A 12657-nucleotide genomic window follows, 5' to 3' on the forward strand; every position below is an offset into this window, starting at 1 on the left:
GGTCGTGGGTGGAAAATCGCTTTGGATAATTGATTTTTTTAGATATTCAAGCCCTAGGGCAATGAAAACAATGCAAAAATAAAAATAATACAGAAGTAGAACTGCAAAAGCAGCACTAACTTTGTTTTCGGAACTAGTATCTTCATGTATCCAAAGCGATTATTTTGTTTACTACTTAAGTAAATCAACTATCGCTTCAATAACACCTCAACCTCGCATCGAATTAAATCAGCCCTTTATCCGTGTAACTTCACAGCATCACGTGTAGAATATATATTTTCGTTAACTTTAAAATTTGTTGTCTAATGTTTACAGGATTAAAATCTCTGGTACACAAAGCTACCTCACTGTTATCTTCACCCAAGATACAGTCATACCCTATTGTTATCCCTCGCGACCAACACAGCTTATCTCGTCAAGACTTAAGTCCAAATGCGGTCAAAGTACTGTATCGTTTAAATAAAGCAGGTTATGACGCGTACCTTGTTGGTGGCTGCATTCGAGACCATATCATTGGCGCGAAAACAAAAGATTTCGACGTAGTAACAAACGCCACGCCAGAAGAAGTTCACGCAACCTTTTCAAACTCTAGGCTGATCGGCCGTCGCTTTAAACTCGTCCACGTAACCTTTGGCCGAGAAATTATCGAAGTATCTACTTTTAGAGCAAACACAGCTCAAGATGACAAAGAAAGCACGCCACAAACTTCCTTGAAAGGTAAAGACTCTGCCCGTTCAACTCACGGCATTGTGTTACGAGATAATGTTTATGGCAGCATTGAAGAAGACGCCGAACGACGCGACTTCACTTTCAACGCCCTTTATTACAATGTTCAAGATTTCAGCATCCACGATTTCTGTGGTGGACTAAAAGACATCGAAGACAAAAAAATCCGCATCATTGGCGATCCTAGACAGCGCTATCAAGAAGATCCTGTACGCATGCTACGAGCCATTCGTTTTGCCGGTAAACTAGGATTCGAAATAGAAGCATCAACAGCAGCGCCAATTAAAGAAATGGCGCATTTGCTAGACCATATTCCACCTGCTCGCCTTTTTGAAGAAGTATTAAAGCTACTAGGCAGCGGCAACGGCATAGAAACCTTTGCCTTATTGCGCCAATACGGATTGTTCCGTTATTTGTTTCCAGATACTGACGCCTTACTGCAGAGCGGCTGGAAGCGAGATGATATCGATCCGGAAGCCTTCATCTTGCAAGGTTTAAAAAATACCGACAATCGCATTCAAAACGATAAAACCACTGCGCCGTATTTCTTATACGCGATTCTACTTTGGCCGAGCGTTACCTTACGTCACGAAGAATTTGAAGCGCAAGGTATGCCGACAACGCCAGCGCTACACCAAGCTGCTAACATGGTGCTCGACAATCAGGTTGCTTCAACAGCAATCCCACGTCGTTTCTCTACACCAATGAGAGAAATTTGGGATATGCAGTTCCGCCTACCAAAACGCTACGGCAAACGCGCCTTCGTATTACTTGATCATCCTCGTTTCCGTGCCGGATTTGATTTCTTACTTATCCGAGAAATGAGTGGCACTCAACTTAATGACTTAGGTGATTGGTGGGAAGCTTTCCAACACGCGACGGAAAGCAAGCAACGTGAATTAATCAAAAGCATTGACGCTCGCACCAACGACAAAGAAGGCCCTAAAAAACGTCGCCCTCGTCGTCGTAGAAAAAGCAACGGATCCGCTAATAAAAACACCAATACAACAAGTGAAGCTGCTAGCGAATAAGAGGACGACGCTGTGATACAAGCTTATATTGGCCTCGGCAGCAATCTTGAAAACCCCGTTGCGCAAATTCAGCAAGCCATTAAGACGCTACGAAATCATAATAGCGTGCATGCTTTTCACGTCTCACCCATCTATAGCAGCAAGCCCGTTGGCCCACAAGATCAACCTGACTACATTAACGCCGCCGCAACGTTTATGACGGAACTTTCTCCTCTTACACTGCTCGATTTATTACAAAATATTGAGCAAGCGCAACGAAGAATCAGAGAGCGCCATTGGGGACCACGCACACTCGACTTAGATCTGTTATTGTATGGCCAAGAAACCATACAAAACTCAAGACTCACAGTACCTCATGCATTTATGTTGGAACGTGGGTTTGTTATGCAACCACTTAGTGATCTTGCTCCCGATATGCTCTTGGCCAACGGCAAAACCGTGACCGAGCAGTTACACCAACTTGATACCAGCGATTTGGTCTTTATCAAAGAAGAATAAACTATGTATTCAGATAACACGCAAAGAAAACTCACCAAGCCTGTGACTTTATCGACTCTAAAACAGATGAAGGCAGACCAAGAAAAGATTTCCGTACTTACCGCTTATGACGCCTCTTTCACTAACGTAATGAACGCCGCCGGCGTGGAAATGATTTTAGTCGGCGACTCTTTAGGCATGGTAATACAAGGTCGAGACAGCACACTTCCTGTCACCATTGAAGATATGTGTTATCACACGGCGGCGGTAAAGCGAGGCAACACCAACGCCTTTATTTTCAGCGACATGCCTTTCATGAGTTACAGCAAACCAGAACAAGCCTTGGACAACGCAGCTAAGCTGATGCAAGCCGGCGCGAGCATGATCAAATTAGAAGGCGGCAGCTGGTTAGCGGATACTGTTCGACTGCTCAGCCAACGCGGCATTCCAGTTTGCGGACATTTGGGCTTAACACCTCAGTCTGTGCATAAATTTGGTGGCTATAAAGTACAGGGCAAAACTCAAGAAGCCGCGGATTTATTACTCAAAGAGTCTTTAGAGTTGGTTGACGCTGGGGCGGACATGCTGCTGTATGAATGCATTCCAACCGAACTGGGTAAAACCCTCACCGAAGCCGTTCCAGTGCCAACCATTGGCATTGGCGCTGGCCCGCATACAGATGCTCAGGTTTTAGTGGTACAAGACATGATTGGTCTAAACCTTGGTCACACACCTCGTTTTGTGAAAAACTTTTTAACCGACGGCCGTAACATTACTGAAGCCTTTGAAGCCTATGTTAAAGAAGTGAAAGACATGACGTTTCCAGGCCCTGAACATGGATTCAAATCATGAAAACTTTCCACACCGTTGCCGAGCTAAGAGCCGCACTAAAAGTTGAACGACTTAAAGACAAAAGCATTGTCTTTGTACCAACAATGGGGAACTTGCACGACGGCCACATGTCTTTGATTCGTCGAGCAACAGAAGAAGGCGACGTCATTGTGTCGTCTATTTTCGTCAACCCAATGCAGTTTTCCGCCAACGAAGACCTGGAGCGTTACCCAAAAACATTGGCGGAAGATCAAAAGCTACTTGAAGCAAACGGCTGCCATTACTTATTCGCACCCGATGCGCTAGAAATGTACCCAGATGGCAAACGCAGCCAGACGCAAATTGAAGTCATCGGTTTGTCAGATATTTTATGTGGTGCATCGCGTCCGGGTCATTTTGTTGGTGTTTCCACTGTCGTCACAAAATTATTCAATATGGTTCAGCCAGATTGTGCCATATTTGGTAATAAGGATTTTCAACAACTGAAAGTTATTGAAGACATGGTGCGTGATTTAAGCTCCAACGTTCGCATCATTGGAGTAGACACAGCGCGCAACGAAGATGGCTTAGCCATGAGTTCACGTAATGGCTACTTAACAGAAGAAGAAAGACGCATTGCACCTGCAATGTACCAAACCTTGTTATGGGCAAAAGATCAGCTCATGACAAACAGTGCGAGTCACGAGGACATTCGCGAACAAGCTCAGCAGAAGCTTGAAGCGGTTGGTTTCCGTCGTGATTATTTTGAAATACGCGCACAAGATAATTTACAAATACCATCAGAGAAAGAGAAGAGCCTAGTCATTTTGGCTGCGGCATACCTAGGAAGCGCACGTTTAATAGACAACTTGTGCCTTGAATTAGCCTAATTCACTTTTAGTGAAAGTGTTGCATTGATATGCAACGCTCTTTCAACAAATTAGGGAGATTGTAATGAGCTCACCCACAAAATTAACTGCATGGAAAAAATTAGCTGACCATCAACAACAACTGAACGCAGTTGATATGGCTTCTTTATTTGCGGCAGACCCAAAACGCGCAGATAAATACACAACCCAAGCCGCTGGCTGGACATTGGATTACGCCAAGAACCGCGCCAACGATACAACCCTTGCCCTACTTACCGATCTGGCGAAAGAAGCCGGATTAGAAACGGCCATCAAAGGCATGTTCAGTGGCGCCCATATCAACAACACAGAAGACCGCTCAGTATTGCACATCGCGCTACGCGCCAGCCAGGCACAAGACTCGCTCATGGTAGATGGCGTCAATGTTTTAGAAGAAGTTCGTTCTACCCTAAAGCAAATGGGAGACTTTGTTGCCCAGCTTCACAGTGGCGAATGGAAAGGCTACACAGGCAAAAACATCACAGACGTAGTTTCCATCGGTATCGGTGGCTCTTACCTTGGCCCTAAAGTGGTTGCAGAAGCCCTAACACCTTACGCCCAAGAACAAGTGAAAGTGCATTTTGTGGCAAACATTGATGGCTCCGACATCACTGGCAAGCTAAAGCAAATGAACCCAGAAACCACACTTTTCGTTGTGGCATCAAAAACCTTTGGCACATTAGAAACCCTTTCCAATGCCAACGCCGCACGTGACTGGTTCTTAGCAAATGGCGGCACTCAAGAGACAGTGAGTAAACACTTCGCTGCAGTGAGCTCTAACGTGAAGAAAGCCGTCGATTTCGGCATGGCGGAAGAAAACATCTTCCCAATGTGGGATTGGGTTGGCGGTCGCTACTCTCTTTGGTCAGCCATTGGCTTACCGATTGCCATTGCTGTTGGCATGGGCAACTTCTACGCACTGCTCGATGGTGCACACCAAATGGATGAGCATTTTCGCACAGCACCATTTGAAGAAAACCTACCTGTCATCATGGGCGCACTTGGCGTGTGGTACATCAATTTCCACAACGCACAAACTCACGCCTTAATTCCTTATGATCATTACTTACGCGCCATGCCTGCTCACATTCAGCAGCTAGACATGGAAAGTAACGGTAAAGCGAATCTATTAAATGGCGATGGCGTAGAAACCGACACTGGCCCAATCATCTGGGGCGGCGCTGGCACAAACGGCCAACACGCCTACCACCAGCTTTTGCATCAAGGCACACGCCTTGTACCTGTGGATTTCATCGCGCCTTTGGTAAGCCATAACCCAATTGGCGATCATCACGCACAATTGTTTGCAAACTGCCTAAGCCAATCACAAGCTTTGATGGTGGGTAAGACCCTTGAGCAAGCCAAACAAGAACTGCGTGATGCTGGCGCATCGGATGACCAAGTAGAAGCCATTGCGCCTCACAAAGTCATCAAAGGCAACCGCCCAAGCAACACTCTGTTAACAGATAAAATGACACCAGAAACCGTTGGCGCCTTGATCGCCCTTTATGAGCACCGTACTTTTGTACAAGGTACAATCTGGGGAATCAACTCATTTGACCAATGGGGCGTGGAACTGGGTAAAGTACTGGGAACAGACATCTTTAACCGCCTTGTTAGCGACAGCGACAACAGCGCACTGGATGCCTCAACCCAAGCTTTGATTGAAGCTTTCAAGAAAGCTCAGTCTTAGCTTAAAAAGAGAAACTCAGCTTTCTAGCACTGAACTAAAAACACCAGCCTCGGCTGGTGTTTTTAGTTATCTCTGCAAACATCGTAGGGCATCATGAGCGCAGCGTAATCTGCCGTTGAAAACGACCTTTTTGTAGGTCGTGGCTTTAGCCCGACAACTCCATCACATAACATCAAACCAAGCGGCGTTTCTCTTCGAAACTCGCGCCTACCTCATCGAAACACCGCTTGGCTCCACTATAAATTATATTAAATTCTATATATGTCTTATTGTTAAAGAACACTCTTCTTTCTAATCACAGTTTTTTCGCATTTGTATTAGGCAAAGAATGAGTTTTTAATATCAATAAATATACCTGCACTTCGAAATAACAAATGTATACACGATTAATTAACAAGAGTTCTCTTCATGACTGCAATCGAAAGCATCAAACGTCAATTGAAAGACTTTGCACCTCAAAAAGATAGAAAACCAGATTGGATATGGGATGGAAATACAAAACGTTTCTCAATTCCAAGAGACCAGTTTCCTACTCCAAATCTTTTACGATTTCTTTTACAAGGAGTCTGTGAATTCACTTTGGAACGCCCAGAAGAAAAAATGCATTGGATCATACCATTTACTTACAAGGGAGAGAGCTGTGCAATTTCTAATGAGAAATTCGGTTTATACTTTTACTCCGTAAAAAATAGTGAAGCAAAGCCAAAAGAAGTTTTAGGAAAGCTGGAAAAAAACCTCAAATCAGCTGAAAAAAATATTCTTAAAGACTTTGCTAAACAACAAATAAAAGACGGCAATATAACCATCTCAAACCAATTCAACCAGCTTGATAATCGATATCACTATTTTAGAGAACAAGCAGTGTCAAATTACACACCGCAAAAAATTAAAGGTGATATAAAGAGTATTAAAGAGACAATCAAACTATTAAGACTAGAAAGCAACGCTAGTCATGAAGGAGGATATAACGCACTAGCGATGATTGATGCTTATTTTAGTCGTTTAGAGCACTTCTTAGTACTTGCACTTCCTTTTTCCAATTACGACAGAGAACAAGGTGATCTAACAAAGTTTGTCAGCAAAAACTGGTCAGGAAAGCTTAAACATATACTTAATATTCGTGAATCCAAAACGAAGAATCATTACGACACGCTAAATGAAATAAAAGAAAAATATCGGAATACATTTGCACATGGTGGTTTTGAAAAAGAAGGCCAATCATTTTTCTTTCATCTCGGGGATATTGGAATTGTGCCAGCAAGCATATCTGGCAGAAAGCATAGCGTCCACTTCAATCATTTCCCGATAGATAAAGAAATATTCGAGAATATCTGCTCACAGCTCGATGCTTTTGATAAATATCTGTCCGACTCCGTACTTCAAAATGCTTGGAAATTCGCTCTAAGTGGACTAAACCTCGCTATGGATGATGACAACTTACAAGACATGCTTGAAGCAGCAAAGAATCCAGACATGTTTGACGCTTGGATTGAACGGCAACAAGACCTTTCTGATAGATATACTAATGCAGAATATTAATGAAAGACTTATTTATTAATAACTAGAGCTCCACCCCATATCTTGCACTCCTGCCGCCGCCTTCTAAGCGACACAAACACTCTTTCTCAACCAAGTCACTAAGGTCACGGGTTGCGGTGGCTTTGGAGCTGCTGGTGATACTCATGTATTTCTTCGCCGTCATGCCACCTTCAAAGCCGTCTGCTCCGGCATCCAAGAGTTTGTTAAGCACTTTCTTTTGACGTTCGTTCAATTCAGTGTACTTATGTTTCTCCCAGAATTTGGCCTTTTTCAGCACAAAGTCAACTTTCTGAGCGGCTTCTTGTTGCGCCAATAAAACGGAATTGACGAACCATATAACCCAATCTGTGATGTCTAAATCGAACTGGCTGGCTTTGTTTAGTCCGTTGTAATAGGCGTTTTTATCTTTCTCTATTACTGTAGACAGGCTCAATAATGGCGGTCGGTTCAGATCTTGAGCCAATGCCATTTCAGCAATCGCTCGCCCAACTCGGCCATTGCCATCATCAAATGGGTGAATGGTTTCAAACCACAAATGGGCAATAGCGGCACGGACAGGGCCAGACAACTCAATTTCTCGCTCTGCTGTTAATGGATTAGAGCGGTTAAACCAATCTAGAAATCGGTTTATTTCTGTATCAACTTGATCAGCGGGTGGCGCTTCGTAATGCACTTTTTCATAACCAATTGGACCAGAGACGATTTGCATTGGTTCTTTGGAATCCCGCCATTGACCAATCTTAAGGTCACGAGGAAGCAAGCTGTTTTCTTTCTGTGGAAGAACCAACCTATGCCACTGGAACAAAGTGTCTTTTGTAAGTTTATCTGCAAAGTGATTACGCACATCTACCATCAAAGCCGCCATACCTTCTGCTCGTGGGTCAGCAACTCGTGTCGTAGGATGACTCAAACCTAAGAAGTTCTTGATAGAAGAACGCACGTCTTCTCGATCCAAACGTTCGCCTTCTATTTGGCTGGTATGAATGACCTCACTCACCATAAGGTCAATGTAAGCGTCGTATTGCAGAGCACTTTCAAGTTGACTCATTCCACCTGACAAACGCCCTGCTTCCAAGGCGTAACGATACAAAGCCTCTTTGCATTGCGATTCCTCAAAGGTAAAGTTTGGCCAATCTGGGTGTTGCCAGCTGTATTTCATAAACATGAGCCGATTAATCAATCTATTCGGCTCATAATATCATACTTTTATGAGCCGAATAAACACTCTATTCGGCTCATACTACATAACCAAACCTTCGTCACTCTATGGTAGACACGCAAGTGCGTGTATACTACGCGCGCCTTTATTGGCCCTGTCGTAGCACCAGGTAAAAAACACGAACCTAAATTTTTTAGGGGATGAGTGCTGCATTGTTATTAATCACTAGGACAATGCATTATGTTTCGTATTCGTAAATCATTTCAATTTTCTGCCTCGCACCAATTACAGGGTTTGCCTGATTCTCACCCTTGCAGTCGTCTGCATGGCCATAATTATGAAGTCATCATTGAGCTGGCTTCCGATACATTGAACAGTACTGGGTTTGTTCGGGATTACCGTGAGCTTGCTGATTTCAAAACCTATATCGATGAAACGCTCGACCATCGTCACTTAAATGATGTGCTTGGCGCTGAGAACACTACTGCTGAGCGTTTGGCTCAACACCTTTACCATTGGAGTAAAAACCACTGGCCAGAAGTCAGTGCGGTGAGCGTGTCTGAAACCCCAAAAACATGGGCGGAGTATCGACAATGATTGCCATTTCAGAAATATTCGGCCCGACCATACAAGGCGAAGGGTCACTCATTGGCACGCCAACTGTGTTCGTACGAACCGGTGGTTGCGATTATCGTTGCAGTTGGTGCGATACACTTCATGCAGTGGATAAAAAATACAAGAACGATTGGATAGACATGTCTGCCAGAGATGTTTTCAATCAAGTCGAAGTATTAAGCGGTGGCAAACCTATTCTGGTCACTTTGTCTGGCGGGAATCCTGCCATTCAAGATTTATCAGAATTAATCAGACTTGGTAAAACCAAAGGTTATACATTTGCCATGGAAACCCAAGGCAGTGTCAGTGCGGCTTGGTTTGCTGAGCTTGATTACCTTACGCTCAGTCCAAAACCACCTTCTAGTAAAATGAAATTCGACAAAATGCGTTTTGATATCGCTTTAGAACAAGCAGGAAACGCAGATAAAACGTTAAAGATCGTCATTGCTGATGAGAACGATTTAATCTGGGCGGAAGAAATAAAAGCCTTATACCCAAATCTCCCTCTGTACCTTCAGCCTTGCAACTTTGAATTAGAAGATGCTCCAAGCATAGATACTCTGACATCGAAAACGCTGAATTTAGTAGATGAAGTTATTCGACGTGGTTGGTTCGATGCCACCGTTTTACCACAACTTCATGTGTATTTATGGGGCAATGAGAAAGGCGTGTAAATCATCCATGCGGTTCTCACTAAGCTGAGAACCGCAGGAAATTACACAAGGGATATTAAGCAACTGTCTTCACAAACCAACTTTTCATTTCCTCTAAATTACTCTTATGGTTTGGGTAACGCTCAATAAGCTCATCTACACAATGCGCAATAGCGTCAGGAAGATAAGGAACGTCAATCAGGCGCTTCGCCAACTCTTCTATAGGGTCTGGAAATAAACTGTCGGTGAAAGTTTGCGCTGAGGTTATTTTCGCCTTTTGCAAATTCAGGTGAATTTCCACACCCCCCCACTTAAATCGCTCATCCAAATAGTGTGTAAACTCTGGTGATTTTCCGAAGTTCCAATCCCAGCTTTGTTGCTTTTCAAACTTTTCAACAAAATCTGGGAGATCAGGCAAAGCGTCTGGAGAAATCATTTCAATACGCGGCGTTTCACCAAAGTACTCACAAAACGCCTCAATGATGGCATCAGATGCCAATTCATGATTAATGCCTGGTGTAATGTCATTAAGGTTTGTCACACGAGAACGAACAGACGTGATGCCTTTTGATTGAAGTTTTTTTGGATCAGGATTTAAGTAATTGGCTAAACGACTTAAATCTGCGCTGAGCAATAAAGTCCCATGATGAAAGCCTCGGTCTTTTGTTTCTTTATAAGCTGAGCCAGAGAATTTACGCATCTCATCACCTTCTCCAACCACCAAATCATTACGACCGTTGGCGTAGCCTTCAATACCAAGCTTTTTCAAACCATCTAAAACAATCCGAGTAGACACTTCTTTGTCGTATTCAGATTTACCAGCCATAAAAGTAAAATTCGTGTTGCCTAGATCATGGAACACCGCTCCGCCACCACTTTGACGACGAGCAAGGCTAACAGAGTCTTCTTCCATCTTCTTCAAGTTACACTCTTTCCATGGATTCTGTGCTCGACCAATTACAACTGTGTCAGCATTTCGCCACAAAAAAAGCACTCGTTGATCCGCTGGCATAGACCGAAAAATACAGTCTTCCACCGCGAGGTTAAAGTGAGGGTTATTAGAATTGGACAACAAAATACGACTTGCCATTGAGTATCCTTACAAATGATGAAACAAACGCCAAATATAGCATAACAGCGAAAACTAGGTTCCAGATTCCTAAACACATGGTTTTTATCCCCTTTTGATCTATATCATTTATTACAACTCGCCCCTCTATTAAGTTAAAATCTACTAATCGATATTTCCTATAAACCTTCTCAAACACTCAACAGGAATTCCAATGTCTGATGTAACGCAAACGCTGATAAAAAATCTAAAAAACATCGTTAGTCAACAGTACACCCTAACCAGCCCAGACAAGATGCAGCCTTATTGCAAAGGGTTCCGGTTTGGTTCTGGCGAAGCGATTGCCGTTGTACGCCCGTCAACACTGTTAGAAGTTTGGGAAGCGTTGAAAGCTTGTAATGAAGCAGATGTTATCGTCATCATGCAGGCCGCAAATACTGGCTTAACAGGAGGTTCAACACCTGACGGCAAAGACTATGATCGCCCAATCGTGATTATCAACACTATGCGCATCGACCAGATTCAACTAATAGACGAAGGGAAACAAATCGTCGCACTGGCTGGTAGTACTTTATTTGGTCTAGAAGAAACCTTAGCGCCTTATGGACGTGAGCCTCACTCAGTGATCGGTTCTTCTTGTATCGGTGCCTCTATCGTCGGTGGTATTTGTAATAACTCTGGCGGCGCACTGGTTCAACGTGGTCCAGCGTACACAGAGCTTTCTATTTTTGCTCAAGTAGAAGCGGATGGCAGTTTATCCTTGGTAAACAATTTGGGAATTCACCTTGGTGATTCTCCTGAAGAAATTCTTACCAACCTGCAAAACCAAAGATACCAAGCAAAAGACATCGAATTTACTGAAAAACGTGCTTCTGATAACGAGTACCATGAACGTATTCGTGACGTAGACGCAGATACTCCTTCTCGTTTTAACAATGACGGTCGTCGCTTACACGAATCGGCAGGTTGTGCTGGTAAATTAGCCGTCTTTGCTGTTCGTATGGATACTTTTGCTATTCCAGAAAAACAACAGGTTTTCTATGTAGGCACAAATGACACAGAAGACTTTTATCACATTCGTCGTCACATGTTAGGCAACTTTGAGAATCTTCCAGTCTCAGGTGAATACATTCATCGCCAATGCTATGACGACTCTAAAATATACGGAAAAGACACTTTTATTGTCATTGATAAGCTAGGCTCAAAATACATTCCAAAACTGTTCGGACTAAAACGTACCGTAGATCGTATTGCGGGGAAATTCTCGTTTTTACCAAGCAAATTGTCTGATCGAATCATGCAAGGGCTGAGCTATTTGTGGCCAAATCATTTGCCTAAGCGCATGGAAGAATACCGTGACAAGTACGAACATCACTGGATCATTGAAACCAGCAATGGTGGTGTCGATGAAGCTCGTAAATACTTAACAGAGTTTTTCAAAGATAAAGACGGCAGCTTCTTTGAATGTACTCCAGAAGAAGGTGAAAAGGCTATCTTACACCGTTTTGTGGCTGCCGGTGCGATCGGACGTTACCATGGACTGAACAGTTCAGACTTAGGCAGCATGATGACCATAGACGTGGCTTTCCCTCGCAATGAGAAAGAATGGTTTGAAACATTACCACCTGAAATCGAAAACCAAATAGCTCGTAAATACTATTACGGTCATTTGTTCTGCCATGTTATGCACCAAAACTACATCGTGAAAAAAGGTGTGGACAGCAAAGCCTTGAAAGATCAAATCCTAGCAAGCTTTGACAAAAGAGGCGCAGAATACCCAGCAGAACACAATGTAGGCCATGAATATGCAGCAAAAAACACACTCAAAACCTTCTACAAGAAAATCGACCCAACAAACAGCTTTAACCCTGGTATAGGTAAAACCTCCAAGTTAAAGCACTGGGCTGAAGCCGCTGGTGAAGACAGCTGTGGTTGCTGTGGGAGCCAACAAGACTAAGTCATTTCTCGCTTAGATAA

11 protein-coding genes are annotated in these 12657 nt (G+C 43.4%); 9 read left to right on the top strand and 2 right to left on the bottom strand.

Going from position 1 to position 12657, the window contains the following annotated elements; genetic code table 11:
• Positions 1 to 305: 305 nt before the first annotated feature.
• The 6 genes from pcnB to ABFY09_RS09780 all read left to right on the top strand — a co-directional run bounded on the left by pcnB (position 306) and on the right by ABFY09_RS09780 (position 7184).
• Positions 306 to 1757, top strand: coding sequence for a polynucleotide adenylyltransferase PcnB (pcnB, locus tag ABFY09_RS09755; RefSeq protein WP_347984127.1), 1452 nt, complete (start codon positions 306 to 308; stop codon positions 1755 to 1757).
• 12 nt (positions 1758 to 1769) lie between these two features.
• Entirely contained in the window at positions 1770 to 2255 is a 486-nt protein-coding gene (folK, locus tag ABFY09_RS09760) for a 2-amino-4-hydroxy-6-hydroxymethyldihydropteridine diphosphokinase (RefSeq protein WP_347984128.1), read from the top strand.
• Positions 2256 to 2258: 3 nt separating this feature from the next.
• Complete coding sequence (gene panB, locus ABFY09_RS09765) at positions 2259 to 3086, top strand: 3-methyl-2-oxobutanoate hydroxymethyltransferase (RefSeq protein WP_347984129.1); 828 nt, start codon at positions 2259 to 2261, stop codon at positions 3084 to 3086.
• Entirely contained in the window at positions 3083 to 3934 is an 852-nt protein-coding gene (panC, locus tag ABFY09_RS09770) for a pantoate--beta-alanine ligase (RefSeq protein WP_347984130.1), read from the top strand. Before panB ends, panC begins: the two co-directional genes overlap by 4 nt.
• A 64-nt stretch (positions 3935 to 3998) precedes the next feature.
• The gene (gene pgi / locus ABFY09_RS09775; protein ID WP_347984131.1) at positions 3999 to 5645 is read left to right on the top strand and encodes a glucose-6-phosphate isomerase; all 1647 of its coding nucleotides are present in this window, start codon (positions 3999 to 4001) and stop codon (positions 5643 to 5645) included.
• A 408-nt stretch (positions 5646 to 6053) separates the two neighbouring features.
• The gene (locus ABFY09_RS09780) at positions 6054 to 7184 is read left to right on the top strand and encodes a hypothetical protein (protein WP_347984132.1); all 1131 of its coding nucleotides are present in this window, start codon (positions 6054 to 6056) and stop codon (positions 7182 to 7184) included.
• A 22-nt stretch (positions 7185 to 7206) separates the two neighbouring features.
• On the opposite strand, the gene ABFY09_RS09785 is transcribed toward ABFY09_RS09780, so the two are convergent.
• Positions 7207 to 8343 carry a Fic family protein gene (locus tag ABFY09_RS09785; RefSeq protein ID WP_347984133.1) on the bottom strand — a complete coding sequence of 379 codons (1137 nt, stop codon included), beginning with the start codon at positions 8341 to 8343 and terminating at the stop codon, positions 7207 to 7209.
• Positions 8344 to 8583: 240 nt separating this feature from the next.
• On the opposite strand from ABFY09_RS09785, the gene queD reads away from it, so the two are divergent.
• Both queD and queE read left to right on the top strand, forming a co-directional pair.
• Complete coding sequence (queD, locus tag ABFY09_RS09790) at positions 8584 to 8940, top strand: 6-carboxytetrahydropterin synthase QueD (RefSeq protein ID WP_347984134.1); 357 nt, start codon at positions 8584 to 8586, stop codon at positions 8938 to 8940.
• Positions 8937 to 9632, top strand: coding sequence for a 7-carboxy-7-deazaguanine synthase QueE (gene queE, locus ABFY09_RS09795; RefSeq protein WP_347984135.1), 696 nt, complete (start codon positions 8937 to 8939; stop codon positions 9630 to 9632). Before queD ends, queE begins: the two co-directional genes overlap by 4 nt.
• Positions 9633 to 9687: 55 nt before the next feature.
• Here the strand turns inward: queE and ABFY09_RS09800 are convergent, their stop codons facing one another.
• The gene (locus ABFY09_RS09800) at positions 9688 to 10701 is read right to left on the bottom strand and encodes a lipoate--protein ligase (RefSeq protein WP_347984136.1); all 1014 of its coding nucleotides are present in this window, start codon (positions 10699 to 10701) and stop codon (positions 9688 to 9690) included.
• Between the two features lie 193 nt (positions 10702 to 10894).
• Here ABFY09_RS09800 and dld point away from each other — a divergent pair, with 193 nt between their 5' ends.
• Positions 10895 to 12637, top strand: a complete 1743-nt coding sequence (gene dld / locus ABFY09_RS09805; protein ID WP_347984137.1) for a D-lactate dehydrogenase — start codon at positions 10895 to 10897, stop codon at positions 12635 to 12637.
• The last annotated feature ends 20 nt before the right edge of the window (positions 12638 to 12657 follow it).

It is taken from the genome of Marinomonas sp. 5E14-1, from assembly GCF_039939215.1.
In the GTDB taxonomy this organism is placed as follows: Bacteria; Pseudomonadota; Gammaproteobacteria; order Pseudomonadales; family Marinomonadaceae; genus Marinomonas.

Coding starts and splice junctions, on each gene's coding strand:
- queD (WP_347984134.1), top strand. CDS start 8,584: ATGTTTCGTATTCGTAAATCATTTCAATTTTCTGCCTCGCACCAATTA.
- ABFY09_RS09800 (WP_347984136.1), bottom strand. CDS start 10,701: ATGGCAAGTCGTATTTTGTTGTCCAATTCTAATAACCCTCACTTTAAC.
- ABFY09_RS09785 (WP_347984133.1), bottom strand. CDS start 8,343: ATGAAATACAGCTGGCAACACCCAGATTGGCCAAACTTTACCTTTGAG.
- dld (WP_347984137.1), top strand. CDS start 10,895: ATGTCTGATGTAACGCAAACGCTGATAAAAAATCTAAAAAACATCGTT.
- queE (WP_347984135.1), top strand. CDS start 8,937: ATGATTGCCATTTCAGAAATATTCGGCCCGACCATACAAGGCGAAGGG.
- pcnB (WP_347984127.1), top strand. CDS start 306: ATGTTTACAGGATTAAAATCTCTGGTACACAAAGCTACCTCACTGTTA.
- panC (WP_347984130.1), top strand. CDS start 3,083: ATGAAAACTTTCCACACCGTTGCCGAGCTAAGAGCCGCACTAAAAGTT.
- panB (WP_347984129.1), top strand. CDS start 2,259: ATGTATTCAGATAACACGCAAAGAAAACTCACCAAGCCTGTGACTTTA.
- ABFY09_RS09780 (WP_347984132.1), top strand. CDS start 6,054: ATGACTGCAATCGAAAGCATCAAACGTCAATTGAAAGACTTTGCACCT.
- pgi (WP_347984131.1), top strand. CDS start 3,999: ATGAGCTCACCCACAAAATTAACTGCATGGAAAAAATTAGCTGACCAT.